This window comes from Nocardioides sp. SYSU D00038 (genome assembly GCF_016924665.1).
Lineage (GTDB): Bacteria > Actinomycetota > Actinomycetes > Propionibacteriales > Nocardioidaceae > Nocardioides.
Map to the genome: position 1 here is coordinate 1 of NZ_JAFFJT010000036.1, position 21180 is coordinate 21180.

At 75.4% G+C, this 21180-nt stretch carries 24 protein-coding genes and 1 riboswitch; of the genes, 6 read left to right on the forward strand and 18 right to left on the reverse strand.

Features of this window, described 5'->3' with window-relative positions; genetic code table 11:
- Positions 1–130: 130 nt before the first annotated feature.
- The 3 genes from JT721_RS19840 to JT721_RS19850 are packed head-to-tail and all read left to right on the forward strand — an operon-like array spanning position 131 to position 2383.
- The gene (locus tag JT721_RS19840) at positions 131–553 is read left to right on the forward strand and encodes a hypothetical protein (protein WP_205475163.1); all 423 of its coding nucleotides are present in this window, start codon (positions 131–133) and stop codon (positions 551–553) included.
- Positions 550–1791 (forward strand): amino acid deaminase/aldolase, encoded by a 1242-nt coding sequence (locus JT721_RS19845; protein WP_307828171.1) that lies wholly within the window; start codon positions 550–552, stop codon positions 1789–1791. The genes JT721_RS19840 and JT721_RS19845 overlap by 4 nt, the downstream gene beginning before the upstream one ends.
- Positions 1775–2383 (forward strand): uridine kinase, encoded by a 609-nt coding sequence (locus JT721_RS19850; RefSeq protein ID WP_205475164.1) that lies wholly within the window; start codon positions 1775–1777, stop codon positions 2381–2383. Before JT721_RS19845 ends, JT721_RS19850 begins: the two co-directional genes overlap by 17 nt.
- Here the strand turns inward: JT721_RS19850 and JT721_RS19855 are convergent.
- The 10 genes from JT721_RS19855 to rpe form a co-directional block, all read right to left on the reverse strand.
- A complete protein-coding gene (locus tag JT721_RS19855) occupies positions 2380–2856 on the reverse strand; it encodes a PH domain-containing protein (protein WP_205475165.1) in 477 nt (158 codons plus the stop codon). The genes JT721_RS19850 and JT721_RS19855 overlap by 4 nt on opposite strands.
- A complete protein-coding gene (gene hisG / locus JT721_RS19860; protein WP_205475166.1) occupies positions 2840–3727 on the reverse strand; it encodes an ATP phosphoribosyltransferase in 888 nt (295 codons plus the stop codon). The genes JT721_RS19855 and hisG overlap by 17 nt, the downstream gene beginning before the upstream one ends.
- An 11-nt stretch (positions 3728–3738) precedes the next feature.
- Complete coding sequence (locus JT721_RS19865) at positions 3739–4002, reverse strand: phosphoribosyl-ATP diphosphatase (protein WP_205475167.1); 264 nt, start codon at positions 4000–4002, stop codon at positions 3739–3741.
- Positions 4003–4047: 45 nt separating this feature from the next.
- Complete coding sequence (gene ribH, locus JT721_RS19870) at positions 4048–4536, reverse strand: 6,7-dimethyl-8-ribityllumazine synthase (RefSeq protein WP_205475168.1); 489 nt, start codon at positions 4534–4536, stop codon at positions 4048–4050.
- Entirely contained in the window at positions 4533–5780 is a 1248-nt protein-coding gene (locus JT721_RS19875) for a bifunctional 3,4-dihydroxy-2-butanone-4-phosphate synthase/GTP cyclohydrolase II (RefSeq protein WP_205475169.1), read from the reverse strand. The genes ribH and JT721_RS19875 overlap by 4 nt, the downstream gene beginning before the upstream one ends.
- Positions 5777–6466 (reverse strand): nicotinamide riboside transporter PnuC, encoded by a 690-nt coding sequence (pnuC, locus tag JT721_RS19880; protein WP_205475170.1) that lies wholly within the window; start codon positions 6464–6466, stop codon positions 5777–5779. Before pnuC ends, JT721_RS19875 begins: the two co-directional genes overlap by 4 nt.
- On the reverse strand, positions 6466–7095 hold the full coding sequence (locus JT721_RS19885; RefSeq protein ID WP_205475171.1) for a riboflavin synthase: 630 nt from the start codon (positions 7093–7095) through the stop codon (positions 6466–6468). The genes pnuC and JT721_RS19885 overlap by 1 nt, the downstream gene beginning before the upstream one ends.
- Positions 7095–8162 carry a bifunctional diaminohydroxyphosphoribosylaminopyrimidine deaminase/5-amino-6-(5-phosphoribosylamino)uracil reductase RibD gene (ribD, locus tag JT721_RS19890; RefSeq protein ID WP_240341149.1) on the reverse strand — a complete coding sequence of 356 codons (1068 nt, stop codon included), beginning with the start codon at positions 8160–8162 and terminating at the stop codon, positions 7095–7097. Before ribD ends, JT721_RS19885 begins: the two co-directional genes overlap by 1 nt.
- A gap of 74 nt (positions 8163–8236) precedes the next feature.
- A riboswitch (FMN riboswitch) is annotated at positions 8237–8366 on the reverse strand.
- Between the two features lie 80 nt (positions 8367–8446).
- Entirely contained in the window at positions 8447–9199 is a 753-nt protein-coding gene (locus tag JT721_RS19895; protein WP_205475172.1) for a metallophosphoesterase, read from the reverse strand.
- Positions 9200–9202: 3 nt separating this feature from the next.
- Positions 9203–9865: a ribulose-phosphate 3-epimerase gene (gene rpe, locus JT721_RS19900; RefSeq protein ID WP_205475173.1), complete on the reverse strand. Its 663-nt coding sequence runs from the start codon at positions 9863–9865 to the stop codon at positions 9203–9205.
- 41 nt (positions 9866–9906) lie between these two features.
- On the opposite strand from rpe, the gene JT721_RS19905 reads away from it, so the two are divergent.
- Together JT721_RS19905 and JT721_RS19910 are read left to right on the forward strand one after the other, a co-directional pair.
- The gene (locus JT721_RS19905) at positions 9907–10503 is read left to right on the forward strand and encodes a phosphatidylserine decarboxylase (RefSeq protein WP_205475174.1); all 597 of its coding nucleotides are present in this window, start codon (positions 9907–9909) and stop codon (positions 10501–10503) included.
- 7 nt (positions 10504–10510) lie between these two features.
- On the forward strand, positions 10511–11230 hold the full coding sequence (locus JT721_RS19910; RefSeq protein WP_205475175.1) for a CDP-alcohol phosphatidyltransferase family protein: 720 nt from the start codon (positions 10511–10513) through the stop codon (positions 11228–11230).
- Between the two features lie 46 nt (positions 11231–11276).
- Here JT721_RS19910 and ligD read toward each other — a convergent pair whose 3' ends face one another.
- Positions 11277–12239, reverse strand: coding sequence for a non-homologous end-joining DNA ligase (gene ligD, locus JT721_RS19915; protein ID WP_205475176.1), 963 nt, complete (start codon positions 12237–12239; stop codon positions 11277–11279).
- Positions 12240–12262: 23 nt separating this feature from the next.
- Between ligD and JT721_RS19920 the strand changes: the two genes are divergently transcribed.
- The gene (locus JT721_RS19920; protein ID WP_205475177.1) at positions 12263–13006 is read left to right on the forward strand and encodes an AAA family ATPase; all 744 of its coding nucleotides are present in this window, start codon (positions 12263–12265) and stop codon (positions 13004–13006) included.
- Between the two features lie 74 nt (positions 13007–13080).
- Here JT721_RS19920 and JT721_RS19925 read toward each other — a convergent pair whose 3' ends face one another.
- The 7 genes from JT721_RS19925 to coaBC form a co-directional block, all read right to left on the reverse strand.
- A complete protein-coding gene (locus JT721_RS19925) occupies positions 13081–14472 on the reverse strand; it encodes an RsmB/NOP family class I SAM-dependent RNA methyltransferase (protein ID WP_205475178.1) in 1392 nt (463 codons plus the stop codon).
- Positions 14465–14605, reverse strand: a complete 141-nt coding sequence (locus JT721_RS19930) for a hypothetical protein (RefSeq protein ID WP_205475179.1) — start codon at positions 14603–14605, stop codon at positions 14465–14467. The genes JT721_RS19925 and JT721_RS19930 overlap by 8 nt, the downstream gene beginning before the upstream one ends.
- Before the next feature lie 49 nt (positions 14606–14654).
- Entirely contained in the window at positions 14655–15578 is a 924-nt protein-coding gene (gene fmt / locus JT721_RS19935; protein ID WP_205475180.1) for a methionyl-tRNA formyltransferase, read from the reverse strand.
- Complete coding sequence (gene def, locus JT721_RS19940) at positions 15578–16123, reverse strand: peptide deformylase (protein WP_205475181.1); 546 nt, start codon at positions 16121–16123, stop codon at positions 15578–15580. Before def ends, fmt begins: the two co-directional genes overlap by 1 nt.
- 51 nt (positions 16124–16174) lie before the next feature.
- A complete protein-coding gene (locus JT721_RS19945) occupies positions 16175–18229 on the reverse strand; it encodes a primosomal protein N' (protein WP_205475182.1) in 2055 nt (684 codons plus the stop codon).
- Positions 18230–18632: 403 nt separating this feature from the next.
- Positions 18633–19835 (reverse strand): methionine adenosyltransferase, encoded by a 1203-nt coding sequence (gene metK / locus JT721_RS19950; protein ID WP_205475183.1) that lies wholly within the window; start codon positions 19833–19835, stop codon positions 18633–18635.
- 84 nt (positions 19836–19919) lie between these two features.
- A complete protein-coding gene (gene coaBC, locus JT721_RS19955) occupies positions 19920–21122 on the reverse strand; it encodes a bifunctional phosphopantothenoylcysteine decarboxylase/phosphopantothenate--cysteine ligase CoaBC (RefSeq protein ID WP_205475184.1) in 1203 nt (400 codons plus the stop codon).
- Positions 21123–21180: the final 58 nt, after the last annotated feature.

Consider the following 21180-nt stretch of genomic DNA (forward strand, 5'->3'; position numbering starts at 1 on the left):
GGGGGGGGGGGGGGGGGCCGCGGGGGGGGGGGGGGGGGCGCCCGCGCGGGGGGGGGGGGGGGGGGGGGGGGCCCCCCCCCCCCCCGTCCCGCGTCACGGTGGTGTGGGACGCTGGACCCGTGGAGACGCCGTGGACGACGTGACCTGGCTGGCGTTCGCGCTCACGCTCACCGTCGCCGGCGGACTCGCGACGTGGCACGCCGTGCGCACCCGGGGCCGGGCCGCCGCGGTCCGCCGGGCGGGCCTGACCGCGCTGCCGCTGGCCGCCTATCTCACCCAGACCCTCCAGCTGGTCGGCGAGGTCGGCTCCGACGTCGCCGACTGGGCCTCCGGGCTGGTGCTCAGCCCCTCGGTCTGGGTCGGCGTGCTGCTGGGCGCGGCCGGCGCCGCGACGTACGTCGTCGGCCGGCTGCTCGAGCGACGTGCCACCCCCGCGCGCCAGGAGCCGCGAGGGGTACCGCTCCGCCGGCGGGGCGGTCGTGCCGTGCCCGCCGTCGGCGACGCCGAGCTCGACGAGATCGAGGCGCTGCTGCGCAAGCGGGGCATCAGGTGAGCCCTCGCCCCGACCCGGCGAGCGACCCGACGAGCGACGCCGCCCGTGATGAGCTCGCGCAGCGGCTGACCGCCGCGGTGCGGGCCGCGCCCGGGCCGCTGCCGACCCCTGTGGTCGTCGTCGACCTCGACGCGTTCGACGCCAACGCCGACGACCTGCTGCGCCGCGCGGCCGGCACGCCGATCCGGGTGGCCTCGAAGTCGGTGCGGGTGCCCGACCTCCTCGAGCGGGTGCTCGCCCGCGACGGCTTCACGGGCGTCCTCGCCTACACGCTGGCCGAGGCGCTGTGGCTGCAGGAGCAGGGCGTGAGCGACGACGTGGTGGTGGCCTACCCCACCGTCGACGCCGCCGCGCTGGGACGCCTGACCAGCGAGCCCGACGCCGCCGCGCGCGTGACGATCATGGTCGACGAGGTCGCCCACCTCGACGTGGTCGAACGGGCCCGGGTCGGCGACGAGCCGGTGCGGGTGGCGGTCGACGTCGACGCCGGCCTGCGGCTGGCCGGCCAGCACCTGGGCCCCAAGCGCTCGCCCCTGCAGGACGTCGACGACGTGCTCGCGCTGGCTCGCGAGGTGCTCGGCCGACCCGGGTTCCGCCTGGTGGGCGTGATGACCTACGAGGGCCAGGTCGCCGGCGTACCCGACGACGTGCCCTCCCAGCGGGCCCGCTCCGCCGTCGTACGACGGATCAAGGCGCTGTCGCTGCGCCAGCTCGAGGAACGGCGCGGCCGGATCGCCGAGGAGCTGTCGCGGCTGGTCGACCTGGAGTTCTGGAACGCCGGGGGCTCCGGCTCGGTGCAGCACACGGTCGCCGACCCGGTCGTCACCGAGGTGGCCGCCGGCAGCGGGCTGCTGGTCCCGACCCTGTTCGACCACTACCGGTCCTTCCGGCCCCGACCGGCCGCGTTCTTCGGGCTGCCGGTCACCCGCCGACCCTCCCCCGACGTCGCCACGGTGCACGGCGGCGGGCTGGTCGCCTCCGGCGCGGCGGGCCCGGACCGGCTGCCGGCGCCGTGGGCCCCGGCCGGCCTCGCCCTCACCGCGCTGGAGGGCGCCGGTGAGGTGCAGACCCCGCTGACCGGCGCCCCGGCGTCCGGGCTCGCGGTGGGCGACCTGGTCTGGTTCCGCCACGCCAAGTCCGGCGAGCTGTTCGAGCACACCACCACCGCCCACCTCCTGGCGGGCGACGCCCTCGTCGACCACGTGCCGACCTACCGGGGCCATGGCCTCGCCTTCTGAGGCGGTGCGCGCGGCCGAGGCGGTCGTCGACCTGGCCCGCTCGCGACCGCCCACCCTCGGTCCCGACGGCCGGCTGGTCTGCGTCGACGGGCCGGCCGGCTCGGGCAAGACCACGCTGGCCGCCGCCGTCGCCGGGCTGACCGGCGGCCACGTCGTGCACGTCGACGAGCTGATCGAGGGCTGGGAGGGACTGTTCGACTCCGGCGACCAGCTGGCCTCGGCCGTGCGCCCGCTGGCGGAGGGTCGGCCCGGCAGCTACCGCGCCTTCGACTGGCACGCCTACGCCTTCGCCGACCCGGTGCCGGTGCCGCTGACGCCGTGGCTGGTGGTCGAGGGCGTCGGCAGCGGCTCGCCGGCGATCGCCGACCTGGTGACCGTGCTGGTGTGGGTCTCGGTCGACGACGACCTCCGCCTCGCGCGCGGCCTGGCCCGCGACGGCGCCGCCGCCGAGCCGCACTGGCGGCGGTGGATGGTCGACGAGCGCGCGCTGTTCGCCCGCGACCACACCGAGCAGCGCGCCGACGTCGTCGTCGACGGCACCGGCTCGACCGCGCCCGTGGTCCGGTCGCGCCGCGGCGGTGAGGCGCCCTAGGCCGGCGGGGCCGGCGGGGCCGGCGGGGCGTCGACCAGCGCCCGCAGCTGGCGGGCGGCGCGGCGCGCCGAGCCGCCGTCGGAGCCCTGGATCCCCATCGCCGGCAGCGTCGACCCGTCGGCGAGGTCGAGGGTCACCCAGGGCGCGCCCGCGGGCAGGTGGACCCCGACGACCTGGGCCCACTCGAGCTCGCGGCGGCGGTAGCCGTTGACCACGACCAGCCGCTCCCGGGTCGCGACCACCCGCGAGCGGGTGAGCGCGTGCATGACGCCGAACGCGAGGACGCCGATCCCGACCAGGGTGGCCCGCTGCAGGAACGTGAACCGGGCCCGGGTCTCGGCGTCGAAGGTGAACCAGGCCGCGGCGCAGATGACCACGAGGGCGAGGCCGAGCGCGATGCCGACCACCCGCACCCCGACCGGACGCCAGGTGTGCGGGAGCGCGGGGACGCCCGGCTCAGATGCGGCAGGCATGGATGTCGGTCAGCAGGATGCCGCGGGCACCGAGGTCGTAGAGCCGGTCCATCAGCCGCTGGGCGCCGTCGCGGCGCACCATCGCCCGCACCGCCACCCAGCCCTCGCGGTGCAGCGGGGCGATCGTCGGCCCCTCTAGGCCGGGGGTGAGCGCGACCGCCTCGTCGAGGCGGGACTGCTCGATGTCGTAGTCCATCATCACGTAGCTGCGGGCGACCAGGACGCCCTCGACCCGCCGCCGGAACACCCCGAACCCGCTCGGCACCGCGCCGGCCCGGGTGACCAGCACCGCCTCCGACTCCAGCAGCGTGTCGCCGAAGGTCTCCAGCCCGGCGGCGCGCAGCGTCGAGCCGGTCTCGACGACGTCGGCGATCACGTCGGCGACCCCGAGCTGGATGCTGGTCTCGACGGCGCCGTCGAGGCGCACCACCTCGGCCTCGAGGCCGCGCTCCTCCAGGAACGAGCGCACCACCCCGACGTACGACGTCGCGATCCGGGTGCCGGCCAGCTCGCTGAGGTCGGAGTAGCGACCGGCGGGCCCGGCGAACCGGAACCGGCTGCGGCCGAAGCCCAGCGGCAGCACCTCGTCGGCCTTGGCGCCGGAGTCGCGCAGCAGGTCGCGCCCGGTGATGCCGACGTCGAGGGTGCCCTCGCCGACGTAGAGCGCGATGTCGCGCGGACGCAGGTAGAAGAACTCCACGCCGTTCTCGGCGTCGACCAGCGTCAGCTGCTTGGTGTCGTCGCGCTGGCGGTAGCCGGACTCGCGCAGGATCTCGGTCGCGGCCACGGACAGCGCGCCCTTGTTGGGCACCGCGACCCGCAGCAGCGGCTGGTCGTCGGGACCGGTGCCGGGGTGGGACTGGGTGGTCATCGGCAGCGCTCTCAGAGGTGGGCGTAGACGTCGTCGAGCTCGATGCCGGAGGCCAGCATGAGCACCTGGGCGTGGTAGAGCAGCTGGCTGATCTCCTCGGCCGCCCGCTCGGCGCCCTCGTGCTCGGCCGCCATCCAGGACTCCGCGGCCTCCTCGACCAGCTTCTTGCCGATCGCATGGACCCCGGCGTCGAGGGCACGCACGGTGCCCGAGCCGTCGGGTCGGGTCCGCGCCTTCTCGGACAGCTCGGCCCAGAGCTCGTCGAACGTCTTCACGGTCGGCAAGCCTACGGCGTGCGCGGCGCCCACCCGGCGCGGGTCTCAGGCCTCGTAGCCGCGCCGGACCCGCTTGAGCGTCTGGGCGGTGAGCAGGGCCGCGGACGTCGCCTCGTAGCCCTTGTCCTCGTGCGATCCCTCGAGGCCGGCCCGGTCGAGCGCCTGCTCCTCGGTGTCGCAGGTCAGCACGCCGAAGCCCACCGCGACCTGGTGGTCGAGCGCGACCCGGCCGAGCCCGTCGGTGGCGGCGTTGCAGACGTACTCGAAGTGGGGGGTGCCGCCGCGGATGACCACGCCGAGGGCCACCACGGCGTCGTAGCCCTGGGCCGCGAGCGCGCCCGCGACCACCGGGAGCTCGAAGGTGCCGGGGACCCGGACGACCACCGGCGCCTCGACCTGGTAGTCGTCGCAGGCCCGGGCGGCGCCGGCGAGCAGGCCGTCCATCACCTGGGTGTGCCAGCTGGCTGCGACCACCGCGACCCGCAGGTCGTGGCAGTCGACGGGCTGCTGGGTGGGTGCTCCGGCGCCGCTCACTGGCCGGCTCCTTCCGTGGAGGTGGTCGTCAGGTCGGGCAGGTGGTGGCCCATCCGGTCGCGCTTGGTGAGGAGGTAGGCCAGGTTGTGGTCGTTGGGGTGCGGCGTCAGCGGCACCCGCTCGGCGACCGGCACCCCGAAGTCCTCGAGGTTGGCCACCTTGTCGGGGTTGTTGGTCAGCAGCCGGACGCTGCCGATGCCCAGGTCGCGCAGCACCTGGGTCGCCGTGCCGTAGTGACGGGCGTCGGCGGGCAGGCCGAGGTCGAGGTTGGCGTCGACGGTGTCGCGGCCGCCGTCCTGGAGCTGGTAGGCCTGCAGCTTGGCGACCAGGCCGATCCCCCGGCCCTCGTGGCCGCGCAGGTAGACCACCACGCCGCGGCCCTCCTTGACCACCAGGTCGAGCGCCTCGTCGAGCTGGGGTCCGCAGTCGCAGCGGTGGCTGCCGAAGACGTCGCCGGTGAGGCACTCGGAGTGCACCCGGGTGAGCACCGGCTCGGGGCCGCTGACGTCGCCGTGCACGAGCGCGATGTGCTCGGAGCCGTCGACGGTGATCCGGTAGCCGTAGGCGGTGAAGTCGCCGTGGCGAGTCGGCAGCCGGGTCTCGGCGACCCGCTCGACCAGGTTCTCGGTGCGGCGCCGGTAGCGGACCAGGTCGTCGATCGAGATCATCGCCAGGCCGTGCTCGTCGGCGAACGCCCGCAGCTCGGGTCCGCGCTTCATCGTCCCGTCGTCGTTGACCACCTCGACCAGCACGCCGGCAGGCGTGAGCCCGGCCATCCGGGCCAGGTCGACGGCCGCCTCGGTGTGGCCGCGGCGCACCAGCACGCCGCCCTCGCGGTAGCGCAGCGGGAACACGTGCCCGGGCCGGGTGATCTCCCACGGCTCGGTCGCGGAGTCGGCCAGCACCCGGGCGGTGTGGGCCCGGTCGGCGGCCGAGATGCCGGTGCTGACGCCGTCGCGCGCGTCGACCGAGATCGTGTACGCCGTGCGCAGCTTGTCCTTGTTGTGGGGCGTCATCAGCGGGATCTCGAGGCGGTCGAGCATCTCGGCCGGCATCGGCACGCAGATCACCCCGGAGCTGTGCCGGATCGTGAACGCCATCAGCTCCGGCGTGGCCTTGCTGGCCGCGAAGATGATGTCGCCCTCGTTCTCGCGGTCCTCGTCGTCGACGACCACGACCGCCCGGCCGGCCGCGATGTCGGCGACCGCGCGCTCGACGCTGTCGAGGCGGATCCGCTCGCTCATGCCACTGCTCCTTGCTGTGAGGTGACCACGACCGGCGGGCCGGTGCGGTCGGAGGTGCGTCGCTCGACGCGCCACCAGGTGAGGAAGCCGACGACGCAGAACGCGCCGTAGAAGAGGTACATACCGGCCGTCGGGTAGTAGCCCGCCCGCACCAGCGTGGTCACCCCGACGACGTCGACGGCGATCCAGACCAGCCAGAACTCCACCCAGCCCCGGGCCATGCCGTAGGTCGCGAGCAGCGAGCCGGCGAGGATCCAGGCCTCGGTGGTGGGGCCCCACGACCCGATCTGCAGCAGCAGCGCGTACGCCGCGCCGTAGCCGACCGCGGCGAGCGCGAGGATCGCCAGCCGCTCGCGTCCGGTGGCCCAGCGGGGCGTGACCGCGTGCCCCTCGGCGTCCGGGGCCCGGCGGGTCCAGCGCCACCAGCCGTAGATGCTGGCGAGCGCGAACATCACCTGGCGCCCGGCCTGGCCCCACAGCGGCTCGGTGGTGGCGCCGCTCAGCTCGCCGCTCACGAAGACCGTGAACAGCAGCGCGTTGCCGACCAGCCCGACCGGCCAGGCCCAGGCCAGCCGCCGCATCCCGAACAGGGCGCTGGCCAGACCGAACAGGTTGCCCACGACCTCGCGCACCGCGAGCTGGCCGTCGCCGACCGCGATGGTGCCGTGGAGGAGCCAGTCGAGCATCAGGCCCGCTCCCCCACCGCAGCCGTCGGCCCGGTAGCGAGCCGGTGCGCCAGCAGCTTCTCGACGTGCTTGGCCAGCACGTCGACCTCGAGGTTGACCCGGTCGCCGGGGGCCCGGGTGCCGAGGGTGGTGCGGGCCAGCGTCTCGGGGATCAGGCTCACCGTGAAGGACGACTCGCCCGCGCTCACGACCGTCAGGCTGACGCCGTCGACGGTGATCGAGCCCTTGTCGACCAGGTAGCGGCCCAGCTCGGGCGGCATCGCCACCTCCACGACCTCCCAGTGCTCGCTGGGGGTGCGGCCGGCGATGGTGCCGACGGCGTCGACGTGCCCCTGGACGATGTGGCCGCCCAGCCGCTTGTCGGCGGTGACGGCGCGCTCGAGGTTGACCCGGTCGCCGGCGGCGACCCCGCGCAGGCTGGTCTTGTCGAGCGTCTCCTGCATCACGTCGGCGGTCCAGGTGTCGCCGTTGCGCTCAGCCACGGTCAGGCAGCAGCCGTTGACCGAGATCGAGTCGCCGAGCCCGGCGTCCTCGAGCACCGTGGTGGCCCGGATGGTGAGCCGGATGGCGTCGCCCTGGTCCTGGACCGCCGCGACGGTGCCGAGCTCCTCGACGATTCCGGTGAACATCAGCGCTCCTCCTGGGGGTTCATGGTCAGCCGCACGTTGGGCTGCTCGCCGTCGAGGCCGGGCAGCACGGTCACGTCGGTGACCGTGGGACGCAACGCCTCGGTGATCGTGGTGATTCCGAGCTCGCCGACGGCCGACAGGCCGGCGCCGAGCAGCACGGGGGCGACGTAGGCGACCACCTCGTCGACCAGCCCGGCGCGCACGAACGCCGCGGCGAGCGTCGGGCCGCCCTCCAGCAGCACGTGCCGCCGCTCGCGCCCGGCCAGCTCGCGCAGCGCCTCGTGCGGGTCGCGGGTGCGCAGGTGCAGCCACTCGCCCTCCGCGGCGAAGAACCGGCGTCCCGGCGCGAGCTCACGCTCGCCCATCACCACGCGCAGCGGCTGCACGGGCAGTGGCCGGTCGTCGGCGTCGCGCACGGTGAGCAGGGGGTCGTCGACGGCCACCGTGCCGGTGCCGACCAGCATCACGTCGCAGCGGGCCCGGAGCAGGTGGGTGTCGAGCCGGGCCGCCCGCGAGCTCACCCAGCGGCTGGTGCCGTCGGCGGCGGCGCTGCGTCCGTCGAGCGTGGTGGCGAGCTTCCAGGTGACGAACGGGCGGCCGCGGGTGACCGCGAGGGTCCAGACCCGGTTGAGGTCGGTGGCCTCCTCGGCCAGCAACCCGCCCGCGACGTCGACACCGGCCGCGCGGAGGCGCTCGGCGCCGCCGGCGGCCACGGGGTTGGGGTCGGCCTGCGCGAAGACCACCCGACGCACGCCGGCGGCGACCAGCGCCTCGGCGCAGGGCCCGGTGCGGCCGGTGTGGTTGCACGGCTCGAGCGTCACCACCGCGGTGGTGCCGCGCGCCCGCTCGCCGGCCCGGGCCAGGGCGTCGGCCTCGGCGTGCGCGGTGCCCGCGCCGCGGTGGTGGCCCTCGGCGACGGTGGCGCCGGTGTCGTCGAGCAGCACGCAGCCGACCCGTGGGTTGGGGCCCCAGGGCACACCCGGGCTCGCGGCCAGCTCGAGGGCGCGCCGCATCGCGACGATCTCGCGCTCGGGCGCCGCCCCGGTCTGGGCCCCGCTGGTGGTCATCGTCCGCACTTCCGGTCCGGTCGCGGACTCCGGGGCGGACGGCGAGCCGACGCACCACGTGCGTCGACGGTCGCCTGCGTGCGCTTCCCATCCGGACTTTCACCGTCGGTCCAGGAGTTCCACCTGGTCAACCGGTCGCTGGCTGCGACCGGGTCGCGGACTTTCACCGCCGGCTCGGAATTACACCGACCCCAGAGCACGCGAGCATGTTGCACTCGTCGCGGCGAGTCTGCCACAGGCGCCCCGCCCGGCGCCGTGACCCCGGCCACACGTCCCGCCGAGGCTCAGGGCCGGGCGTACCAGACCCGCCGCGCCGGCACGTCGACGAGCTCCCGCTCGGGCCAGCGCAGCGCCGTCAGGCGGCCGCCGAACACCGCGCCGGTGTCGAGGCAGACGGTGTTGTTGACCCACTCGGCGCTGGCCACGGGCGTGTGGCCGTAGACGACGGTGGCCTCGCCGCGGTAGTCCCGGGCCCAGTCGTGGCGCACCGGCAGGCCGCGCTCGTCGGTGCGGCCGGTCGGCTGCCCGTAGAGCGCGAAGGCCCGGGCCCGGGGGCTGTCGACGCCCTGCAGCTCCTCGCGCAGCCCGGCATGGGCCACCACGAGGTCACCGCCGTCGAGCAGGAGGTGGTCGGGCAGCCCCTCGGCGAACTCGACGACGGCGTCGCGCAGCTCCGGCTCGGCCGCGAGCTGGGCCAGCGACTCGGCCAGCCCGTGGCGGACCTGCACGTGGGCGCCGCGCAGGGCACGGACCAGCTTGGCCTCGTGGTTGCCGGTGACGCACAGCGCGGTGCCGGCCGCGACCATGCCCATCACCAGCCGGAGCACGCCGGGGGTGTCGGGCCCGCGGTCGACCAGGTCGCCGACGAAGACGGCCGTCCGGCCCTCGGGGTGGTCGGCACCGGTGGCCCGGCCGCGCACGTCGTGCACCAGCCGCCAGCCGAGCCGGACGAGGAGGTCGCGCAGCTCACCGGCGCAGCCGTGGACGTCGCCCACGAGGTCGAAGGGGCCGGCCAGGTCGCGCCGGTCGAGGAACACCTGCTAGCCGGCCGCGGCCTCGGCGGCGGCCCGGAGGCTCGCGACCATGGCGTCGGGGTCGTCGGCGGTGTAGACCGCGGAACCCGCGACGAAGACGTCGGCGCCGGCCTCGGCGCACCGCTCGATGGTCTCCAGGCTCACGCCGCCGTCCACCTGGAGCCAGGTCTGCCCGCCGGAGCGACCGATGAGATCGCGGGCCCGGCGGATCTTGGGCAGGCACAGGTCGAGGAAGCGCTGGCCGCCGAAGCCCGGCTCTACCGTCATCACCAGCAGCATGTCGAGCTCGGGCAGCAGGTCGGCGTACGGGTCCACCGGGGTGGCGGGACGCAGCGCCATCGACGCCCGGGCGCCCGCCGACCGGATCTCGCGGGCCAGCCGCACCGGCGCGGCCGCGGCCTCGACGTGGAAGGTGACCGAGCCGGCCCCGGCCTCGACGTACGCCGGGGCGTGCCGGTCGGGGTCGTCGATCATCAGGTGGACGTCGAGCGGCAGGTCGGTGCTGCGGGCCAGCGCCTCGACCATCGTGGGCCCGAAGGTGAGGTTGGGGACGAAGTGGTTGTCCATCACGTCGACGTGCACCCAGTCGGCGCTCCCGATCCGCGCGACCTCGCGACCGAGGTCGGCGAAGTCGGCGTTGAGGATGCTGGGGGTGATCTGGATGCCCACGAAGGCCGATCCTAGGCCCCCTCGTGCGAGACTTCCTCGTCATGTCTGTTCGTCCGGCTCGCGGCACCCCGTGGTGGATCGCGCTCTCCTGGCTCCCCGCGCTGCTGCTGCGACCCCGCGGCCCGCGGCTGCTCGCCGTGCTCGTCGCCGCCGCGGTCTCGGCGTTCTTCCGCGACCCCGAGCGGCACCCGCGCGGCGACGGCGTCCTCGCCGCGGCCGACGGGCGGATCCGCGAGGTGGCGCAGCGCGAGGACGGGCGCTGGTTCGTCTCGCAGTACCTCGGTCTCTACAACGTGCATGTCTCCCGGATGCCGCTGAGCGGCGTCGTGACCCGTCGCGACCACATCCCCGGCGCCAAGAAGCTGGCGTTCTCCGACGACGCCGTGGCCAACGAGCGGATGGAGTGGGCCGTGGCCACCGAGTGGGGTGAGCTCGGCCTGACCCAGTTCTCGGGCGCCGCGGCGCGCCGGATCATCCCCTACGTCGGGGTGGGCGCCCAGGTGGAGCGGGGGATGCGGATCGGGCTGATCCGCTTCGGGTCGCGGGTCGACCTGCTGCTGCCGCACGGGTTCGTGCCCGTCGTCACCGTCGGCGACCGCCCCCGCGGCGGCCGCGACGTGGTGGCGGTGCAGGGATGACGACCGGATGAGGCTGCTGGGGGTCCAACGCCCCGGGCCCGCCGACGTGATGACGCTGGCCAACGCGGCCTGCGGTGCGGCGGCGGTGCTGGTCGTGCTCCACTTCGCCGAGCGCTCCCCCGCCACCCTGGACACCGATGGCATCCGCACGGTGACGATCCTGCTGCTGATCGGCACCATCTTCGACACCCTCGACGGCCGGCTGGCCCGCGGCGGGCGCGGCACCCGCCTCGGCCCGATGCTCGACTCGCTGGCCGACGCGCTCAGCTTCGGGCTGGCCCCCGCGCTGCTGCTCGCCCAGCTCGGCCTGCACACCGCCACCGGTGGGGAGCGGCTGGCGATCGGCGCCGGTTTCATCGTCTACGTCGGCGGCGCGCTGCTGCGGCTGGCCGACTTCTCCTCGGGGCGGCTGGGCGACCACCGGTTCACCGGGCTCCCCTCCCCGCTGGCCGCCGGCCTGGCCGTCGCCACCGGCCTTCTCACCTCGACCCCGTGGATCGTCGCGGCGGTGCTCGCGGCCGTCGGGGTCCTCATGGTCAGCCGGCTGGGCTACCCCAAGCAGCGCGGCCCGATCCTGGCCGGCGCGATGGTGGCCTGGGTCTTCGGCATCGCCGGCTCGCTCGGGGTCTACGACGTGCGCATCGGCGCGGTCGTGATCCTGTTCGTGATCGGGGTCGTGATGCCGGCGCTGCCGCTGCTCGACCTGCGCCACCGCGCGGCCGCCTGACGCCGAGTCGTCGCTACTCGGCACGAGTAACGACGAGTCGGCGCGGTCAGTCGGGGTCGGCCGGGGGCTCGGCGCCCTCGCGCTCGTCGCGCTCGGCCCACTCCAGCAGCGGCCGGAGGTCGAAGGGGTGGGCGTCGATGTCGGCGTGCAGGTCGCCGAGCTCGGCGAACCGGCCGGGCACGGTCTCGATCGTGAAGTCGCGGGGGTCGGCGTCGTCGACCTCGTCCCACCGCACCGGAGTCGAGACCCGCGCGTCGGGCAGGCCGCGCACGGAGTAGGCCGCCGCGATGGTGTGGTCGCGGGCGTTCTGGTTGTAGTCGACGAACAGCTTGCGCGGGTCGCGGTCCTTGCGCCACCAGGTGGTGGTCACGTCGTCGGGGGCGCGCCGCTCGACCTCGCGCGCGAAGGCCAGCGCGGCGCGGCGTACGTCCTTGAAACCGTGGTCGGGGCGCACCCGCACGTAGACGTGGAGGCCGGAGCCGCCGGAGGTCTTGGGGTAGCCGGTGGCGCCGAGCTCGTCGAGCACCTCGTGGACGACGGAGGCGACCCGGCGGACCACCGCGTAGTCGCACTCCTCGCCGGGGTCGAGGTCGATGCGCCACTCGTCGGGCTTCTCGGTGTCGGCGCGGCGGCTGTTCCAGGGGTGGAACTCGACCGTCGACATCTGCACCGCCCAGATCACGCTGGCCAGCTCGGTGACGCAGAGCTCGTCGGCGGTGCGGTTCCAGCGCGGGAAGTGCAGCTCGACCGTCTCGACCCAGTCGGGTGCGCCCTTCGGCAGGCGCTTCTGGTGCACCTTGTCGCCGGCCAGCCCCTTCGGGAACCGGTGCAGCATGCAGGGCCGCTCGCGCAGGGCGTTGACGATGCCGGGCCCGACGGCGAGGTAGTAGTCGACCAGGTCGCGCTTGGTGGCCCCGGTCTCCGGGAAGTAGACCCGGTCGGGGTTGCTGACCCGGACCACACGGTCGTCGACCTCGATCTCGACGGACGGGGACTTCGAGGCGGCCACGGGCCCACCCTAGGGTGGCGCGGGTGGACCTGGAGCAGCCTCCGGTCGTGCGCGTGTCGGCGGCCCCCGGTGGCGAGCCGTTGCCGCGCGCGGAGTGGCCGCGCACGGTGCCGGCCGTCGAGCAGCTGCTGCGCGAGGGCCTGGACCTGCCCGCCGGGGTGACCTTCCTGGTCGGCGAGAACGGCTCGGGCAAGAGCACCGTGGTCGAGGCGGTCGCGATGGCCTACGGCCTCTCCCCCGAGGGCGGCTCCACCCACGGCCGGCACACGACCCGCGCCACGGAGTCGCCCCTCGGCGACCGGTTGCAGCTCCAGCGCGGGCTGGGGTCGGGTCGCTGCGGGTTCTTCCTGCGCGCCGAGACCATGCACGGTTGGTACACCTACATGGACGAGCACGGCGGCGGCAGCGACCCGGACTACCACGCGATGAGCCACGGCGAGTCGTTCCTGGCGGTGCTGCGCACCAAGTTCGACTCGCCCGCCTTCTACTGCCTCGACGAGCCCGAGGCCGCGCTGTCGTTCTCCGCCACCCTCGGCCTGATGGCGACCCTGCACCGGCTCGCGGCGCGGGGTGGTCAGGTGCTCTGCGCGACCCACTCCCCCGTGCTGGCCTCCCTCCCGGGCGCGACGGTGCTCGAGCTCGGCGACTGGGGGATCCGGCGCACGTCGTGGGAGCGGCTCGAGCTCGTGCACCACTGGCGCGCCTACCTCGCCGCCCCCGACCGCTACCTGCGGCACGTGCTCGCCGACGCCGACGAGGACGACTGAGGCCCCTCCGGGGGGGATAGTCCCTGACGAAATGGCCCCCTCCTGGGCCCTCAGGGCGGCCATTTCGTCAGGGACTATCCCGGTGGGGCGGCCTTGCGGAGCAGCGCCATGAACATCGCGTCGGTGCCGTGGCGGTGCGGCCAGAGCTGGAGGGTGCCCGGGGCGGGGCCGGGGGCGTCGGTCAGGCCGGGCAGCAGGCCGGAGGCGTCCTCGAGGGCGACGTCGGGGCGCTGCTGGAGCACCGAGGTCACCACGGTCGCCGTCTCGGAGACCAGGGGCGAGCAGGTGGCGTAGAGCACGACGCCGCCGGGACGGACCAGGTCCAGCGCGGCGCCGATCAGCGCCCGTTGGAGCATCACCAGGCCGAGCAGGTCGTCGGGCTTGCGCTGCCAGCGCGCCTCGGGACGACGACGCAGCGCGCCCAGCCCCGAGCAGGGGGCGTCGACCAGCACGCGGTCGAACGACTCGGGTGCGAACGGCGGCCGGGTGCCGTCGGCCGTGACCACGCCCGCGACGCCGTCGGCGCCGGCCAGCGCCCGCCGGACCAGGCCGGCCCGGTGCGGCTGGGGCTCGCTGGCGGTCAGCGTGGCGCCGCGGCCGGCGGCCAGCGCCGCCAGCAGGGCGGCCTTGCCGCCCGGGCCGGCGCACAGGTCGAGCCACCGCTCGTCGCGCCCCTCCACCGGGGCGGTCGCGAGCGCCAGCGCGACCAGCTGGGAGCCCTCGTCCTGCACGCCCGCGCGCCCCTCAGCGACGGCCGGCACCGCACCCGGGTCGCCACCCTCCAGCACCACGCCGTACGGCGACAAGCGGGTCGGGGTGCCGGGAAGCTCACCCGGCTCGGAGCGGCCCGGTCGGGCCACCAGCGTGACCCGCGGGGGCTCGTTGTCGGCCGCGAGCAGGTCCGGTAGCTCCTCGTCGCCGACCGCCTGGCGCAGCTCGTCGACCACCCAGGCCGGGTGGGAGTGGGCGATCGCGAGGTGCTCGGTGGGCCGGGCGACGGGGTCGGGCGCGACCCGCTCGATCCAGCCGTCGAGGTCGTGCTCGGTCACCGCGCGGAGCACCGCGTTGGCGAAGCCGGCCGCCCCCTGGTTGGCCCGGGCCCGCACCAGCTCGACGGTCGTCGAGATCGCCGCGTGGGGCGGCACCCGCATCGAGAGCAGCTGGTGGGTGCCCAGCCGCAGGGCGTCGAGCACCTTGGCCTCCACCCGGCCCATCGGCCGGTCGGTGCACGCGGCGATGACCGCGTCGTAGGTGCCGCGCCGGCGCAGGGTGCCGGAGGTGAGCTCGGTCGTGAACGCCGCGTCGCGGCCGGTCAGCCCGTGGTCGCGCAGGATGCCGGGCAGCACGAGGTTGGCGTACGCCCGGTCGACCCGCACCGCCTTGAGCACCTCGAAGGCGGCCAGCCGGGCGGCGTCGACCCGGAGCGGCTCGGGCCGCCGGGGCGGCCGGGATCGGGGATCAGCCATCGGCGAGGCGGGACCCGGGACGGGTCGAGGTCGGGCGGACGCCCCAGGAGGTCCCGAGCACCACCTCGGGCAGTCCGCTGCAGGTCGCGCCGGCGTCACGCGCCGCGCAGACCTGACCGGCTGCGGTGGTCATGCCCCGACCGTAGCGGACCGCGACCCGGAGCCGGATGGGGGTGGCGACCTCAGCCACCGAACCGGGTGCCGGGGGCGAGCCGGACGCCGCGCGCCCAGTCGGCGGCCGCCATCTGCCTCTTGCCGAACGCCTTGACCTCGCCGAGACGGACCGCCGTGGTGCCGGTGCCGACGAGGACGTCGTTCTTGCCGGTGGCGACCTCGCCGGGCGCCAGCACGGTGTCGGTGTGGGTGACCGGGCCGAGCTTGACCCGCTCGGCGTCGAGGGTCGACCAGGCACCGGGCGCCGGGGTGCAGGCCCGGATCCGTCGGTCGACGCCCACCGCGGGCTCCGTCCAGTCGACCCGGGCGTCGTCGACGGTGATCTTGGGGGCCAGGCTGACGCCGTCGGCCGGCTGGGGGCGGGCCTCGATCGTGCCGTCCTCGATGCCGTCGAGGGTGGCGACCAGCAGCCCGGCACCCCCCTCGGCGAGCCGGCCGAGCAGTTCGCCGGCGGTGTCGTCGGGGCGGATCCGCTCGGTCATCACCCCGAACGTCGGGCCGGCGTCCATCTCCTTGACGATGCGGAACGTGGTAGCGCCGGTGACCTCGTCGCCGGCCCACAGCGCGTGCTGCACCGGGGCGGCGCCGCGCCAGGCGGGCAGGCACGAGAAGTGCAGGTTGACCCAGCCGTGCGCCGGGATGTCCAGCGCCGACTGCGGCAGCAGTGCGCCGTAGGCCACCACCGGGCAGCAGTCGGGCGCGAGCTCGCGCAGCGCGGCCTGGAACTCCGGGTCGCGGGGGTGGTCGGGGCGCAGCACCGGCACGCCGAGCTCCTCACCCCGCCGGGCCACCGGGCTGGGCACCAGCCGGCGCCCGCGGCCCGCGGGGGCGTCGGGGCGGGTGACCACCCCGACCAGCTCGTGGCGCGAGCCGGCGATGGCGTCGAGCGAGGGCAGCGCCACCTCGGGCGTGCCCGCGAAGACCACGCGCATCAGCGGCCGGTCCCGAACGTCGCGTGCGGGCTGACCTTGACGACCGGCTGCTCGGCGGCGAACCAGTCGGTGGCCCGGATCTCGCGCATCGCGGCCTTGCGGGCCTCGGCGTCGAGCCGGTCGACGAACAGCACGCCGTCGAGGTGGTCGGTCTCGTGCTGGATCGCCCGGGCCAGCAGCTCGGAGCCCTCGACCACGAGCGGCTCGCCGTGCATGTCGAAGCCGGTGGCCACCACCGAGAGCGCCCGGGTGCAGTCGAAGGTCAGGTCGGGGATCGACAGGCAGCCCTCGGGCCCGTGCTGGGTCTCCTCCGACAGCCGCAGCACGGGGTTGACCAGGTGGCCGAGCTCACCGCCGACGTTCCACGTGAAGACCCGCAGGCCCACGCCCAGCTGGGGGGCGGCCAGGCCGGCGCCGGGCGCGGCGAGCATCGTGTCGGTGAGGTCCTGGACGAGGGTGCGCAGCTCCTTGTCGAAGTCGGTCACCTCGCGGGCGCGGGTGCGCAGGACGGGATCGCCGAGCAGGCGGATCGGCTGGATGGCCACGACGGGAAGTCTAGGTTCCGCCCGGCTGCCCGACGGCACCGGCCGCGAGGCTCACAGCGAGTACGGGTCGACCTGCACCCGGACGGCGTCGAGCTTGCGGGCCGAGCGCAGCCGCTGCAGCTCGCCCAGCGCGGCCGACAGCGCGGCGCCGTGCACCCGTGGGGAGCGGACGACGGCGCGAAACTCGCCCGACTCCAGCGCGACCGGCCCGAGCACCTCGGTGCCGTCGGGGGGCGCCAACAGGGTCAGCGCGTCGTCGACCGCGCCGGGCTCGCCGGTGATGGTGGCCAGCCGGGAGGCCGGCGGCAGGTGCGCGGCCTGCCGCTGCTCGCTCTCGCGCTGGGCGAAGCCGCCGGGGTCCCAGCGCACCAGGGCCTGGATCGCGGGGTGGGCGGGGTCGCCGACGGCCAGCACCCGGCCGCCGGGTCGCACCAGGCCGGCGGCGTTGAGCCAGCGGCGCAGCGCCTCCTCCTCGGTGCGCAGGTCGAGGCGGCCCAGCGGCAGCCAGGTGTCGAGGAGCAGCACGGCGGCGTACCCGGTCGTGGCGACCGGCTCGGCACCGGGAGTCGCGACGACGACCGCGCGGTCGTCGTCGACCTCGGCGAGCACCCGGGCGCCGCCGGAGGTGCGCACCACGACGCCGGGCAGGCTGCGGCCGAGCTCCTCGGCGGTGCGGGCGTCCCCCACCACCGGTGCGCGCAGGCCGCGGTGGCCGCACTCGGGGCAGGCCCACCCGGGCGCCTGCGTGGCGCACCAGCGGCAGGTGGGCGGAGCGGTGGGGCCACGCAGCGCGAGCGGGCCCGAGCACGCCGCGCACCGGGCCGGCGTGCGGCAGCGCTCGCAGGCCAGCGACGGCACGTAGCCCGCGCGCGGCGTCTGCACCAGCACCGGGCCCTCCTCGAGCGCCTCGCGCAGCAGCCGGTGTGCCTCCGACGGCACCCGGCTGGCCCGGGCGCCGGCGTCGCGCTCGAGGGAGCGCTCGGTGGCGCCGGCGACACCCACCCGTACCCGGTCGCGCACCACCGCGCGCGGCGGCGCCAGCTCGTGGGCCCAGCCGGTGCGCAGCAGGTGCGCGGCCTCGACGGTGCGCGCGAAGCCGCCGACCAGCGCCGCCGCACCCTCCCGCCCGGCGCGTAGCAGCAGCACCTCGCGGGTGTGGGGGTAGGGCGCCCGCGGCTCGGCGTGCAGGTCGTCGCCGTCGTCCCAGACGACGACCAGACCGAGGTCGCGCACCGGCGCCAGGGCCGCGCCGCGGGTGCCGACCGCCACCCGCACCGCGCCGCGGCTCACGCGCAGGAAGTCGCGGTAGCGCCGGGCCGGGCCGGCCTCGGCGGTGAGGGTGACGTGGTGGCCGGCGCCGACGACCGCGGTCAGGGCGGCGTCGACGCGCGCCACGTCCTTGCCGTCGGGCACGCACACCAGGGCGCCGCGCCCCGAGGCCAGCGTCGCCGCCACCGCGTGCGCCACCAGCACCGGCCAGTCGGTGCCGGGAGCGGCGGTCCACACCGCGCGCGGCGACCCGCCGTCGGCGAGGTGGGACAGGTACGCCGCGCCGGGCTCGTGGTGGCCCCACGCGGCGGCCGCGGCCGCGGGGTCCCAGGCTGCGGGTTGCTCCGGGCCCGGCGAGGCCGCCTTCTCGGCGGTGGCGTGCCGGGGCGGCACCGCGAGCCGCAGCACGTCGGAGCGGGTGCCGGCGTAGCGCTCGGCGACCTCGGCCACGCTGCCCGCCACCGCCTCGGTCAGCACCGGCTCCGGGCTCACCACCCGACGCAGCGGGGTCAGCCGGCCGGTGTGGTCGGTGCGGTCGCGTCGCTCGAGCACGAAGCCGTCGACGTCCTGGCCGGCGAAGCGCACCTTGACCCGCACCCCCGGTCGGGCCGCCTGGGCCATCGTGACCGGCACGGCGTAGTCGAAGGGTCGGTCGAGGTGGGCCAGCGGGACGTCGACCAGCACCCGGGCCACGGGGTCGACGTCGGTGACCTCGACGCCCGCGGCGTTGCGGGCCCTGGTGGCCGCCGCCTTGGCCCGCGACGCCCGGGCCGTCGCCTTGACCATGCCGGGCAGCAGCTCGGGCTGCTCGGCGGGGTCGGGGGCGGCGGGGGGCATGGCGGCATTGATACCAGTCGGCACCCCCGGCGGTGGGGGTGCGGTCCGCGGGCTTCGGTCGCGGGGTTCGTGGGCGGCTCCGGGGGCGCATCGGCGGGGTGGGGTGCGGGGCGGCTGATGGACGCCGTACCTGCCGGACCTCTCGGCCAGAACCCCGACTTCTCGGCCGAAGTTCCGGCCGACAAGTGACGGTTTCCCCGGTTCACCGGGGAAACCCACCGGCGGGGGGTGCACGCCGTACCTGCCGGACCTCTCGGCCAGAACCTCGACTTCTCGGCCAGAGTTCCGGCTGACAAGTCACGGTTTCCCCGGTTCACCGGGGAACCCCCCCCCGGACGCGCCGCACCCCGCCGGGACGAACCCGGCGGGGCGCGGTGGGGTGGAGCGGTGGAACGGGGTGGCGTCAGACGCCGGCGGCCGCCTTGAGGGCGTCGGCGCGGTCGGTCTTCTCCCAGGTGAACTCGTCGAGCTCGCGGCCGAAGTGGCCGTACGCCGAGGTCTTGGCGTAGATCGGGCGGAGCAGGTCGAGGTCGCGCAGGATCGCGGCGGGACGCAGGTCGAAGACCTCGAGCACCGCCTCCTGGATCTTCTCGTCCGAGACGACGCCGGTGCCGAAGGTCTGCACGAAGACGCCGACCGGGTGGGCCTTGCCGATGGCGTAGGCGACCTGCACCTCGCAGCGGCGGGCCAGGCCCGCGGCGACGACGTTCTTGGCCACCCAGCGCATGGCGTACGCCGCGGAGCGGTCGACCTTCGACGGGTCCTTGCCCGAGAAGGCACCGCCGCCGTGGCGGGCCATGCCGCCGTAGGTGTCGACGATGATCTTGCGGCCGGTCAGGCCGGCGTCGCCCATCGGGCCACCGGTGACGAAGCGGCCGGTGGGGTTGACCAGCAGGCGGTAGCCCTCGGAGGGCAGCTCGAAGCCTGCCAGCACCGGGTCGATGACATTCTGCTGGATCTCGGCCTCGAGCTTCACGAGGTCGGTGTCCTCGGAGTGCTGGGTGGAGAGCACCACGGTGTCGATGCGCACCGGGCGGTCGTCCTCGTCGTACTCGATGGTGACCTGGGTCTTGCCGTCGGGGCGCAGGTTGGGCATCGTGCCGTTCTTGCGGACCTCGGTCAGCTTCTCGGCGAGCCGCTGGGCGATCACGATCGGCAGGGGCATCAGCACGTCGGTGTCGTCGCAGGCGTAGCCGAACATCAGGCCCTGGTCGCCGGCGCCGCGCAGGTCGAGCTCGTCGGTGGAGTCGCCCACCCGGGCCTCGATGCCCTGGTCGACGCCCTGGGCGATGTCGGCCGACTGGGCGCCGATGGCGACGGACACGCCGCAGGTGGCGTAGTCGAAGCCCTTCTCGGAGCTGTCGTAGCCGATGTCGGCGATCGCACCCCGCACCAGGTCGGCGACCGGCGCGTACGCGTTGGTCCGGACCTCGCCGGCCACGACGACCAGACCCGTCGTGATCAGGGTCTCGACCGCGACACGCAGGTTCTCCTTGTCGGAGTCGTTGGCCATCAGGTAGTCGAGGACGGTGTCGCTGATCCGGTCGGCGATCTTGTCCGGGTGGCCCTCGGTCACGGACTCCGAGGTGAAGAGGCGTCCAGCCACAGTGTTTCTCCGCTCAAGCAGGTAGGGGGTGGCGATCAGGATAGGGGGTGACCAGCATGCAGGACGGTCATCTCAGGAAACGAATCAGCCCCGAAAACGTGACACGACCTGGTCCCAGATGACGTGGGCCAGCTGGAGCTTGGTCCCGGCGGGCACGTCGACCGCCGACCCGTCGCTGCCGAGGATCACGGCCTCGTTGTCGGGGCTGCCGAACACGGCTCCCCCGCTGACGTCGTTGACGACCAGCAGGTCGCAGCCCTTGCGGGCCAGCTTGGCCCGGGCCAGGTCGAGCACCGAGCCGGTGGCGTCACCGGTCTCGGCCGCGAACCCGACCACCACCGCGCCCGGCCGGGGCCGGGACGCGGAGATCTCCTTGAGGATGTCGGGGTTCTGCACCAGCTCGACCAGGGGGGCCGAGCCGTCGTCGGCCTTCTTGATCTTGGCGTCGCTGACGTCAGCGGGCCGGAAGTCGGCCGGCGCCGCCGCCATCACCACGGCGTCGGCGGTCGCCGCCGCGGCGACCACCTGCTCGCGCAGCTCGGCGGTGGTCTCGACCCGCACCACCCGGGCACCCGCGGGCGCGGGCAGCGCGACGTTGGCGGCCACCAGCGTGACCTGCGCGCCGCGAGCCACCGCGGCGCGGGCCAGGGCCAGGCCCTGGAGGCCGGAGGAGCGGTTGCCGAGGAACCGCACCGGGTCGAGGTACTCGCGGGTGCCGCCGGCCGAGACCACCAGGTGCCGCCCGGCGAGGTCGGGCTCGGCGACGCCGCGGGCGAGCACGTCGGTGCAGACGTCGAACAGCTCGGCCGGCTCGGGCAGCCGGCCCTTGCCGGTGTCCTTGCCGGTCAGCCGGCCCTCGGCCGGCTCGACCACGACCACGCCGCGGCGACGCAGCACGGCGACGTTCTCTCGGGTGGCGGGGTGCTCCCACATCTCGGTGTGCATCGCCGGGGCGAGCACGACGGGGCAGCGCGCGGTGAGCAGCGTGTTGGTCAGCAGGTCGTCGGCGAGGCCGTGGGCCGCCCGGGCCAGCAGGTCGGCGGTCGCCGGCGCGACCACCACCAGGTCGGCGGCCTGCCCGATCCGCACGTGCGGCACCTCGTGCACCTGCGACCAGACGTCGGCGGCGACCGGCTTGCCCGACAGGGCGGCCCAGGTGGGTGCGCCCACGAACTCCAGGGCGGAGGCGGTGGGGACCACCGTCACGTCGTGGCCCGACTCGGTGAGCCGGCGCAGCAGCTCGCAGGCCTTGTACGCCGCGATCCCGCCCGCGACGCCCAGGACCACGCGCGGTCGCTGCTGACGAGCAACGGGCCGTGCCCCGGCGGGGGGCACGGCCTCGTGG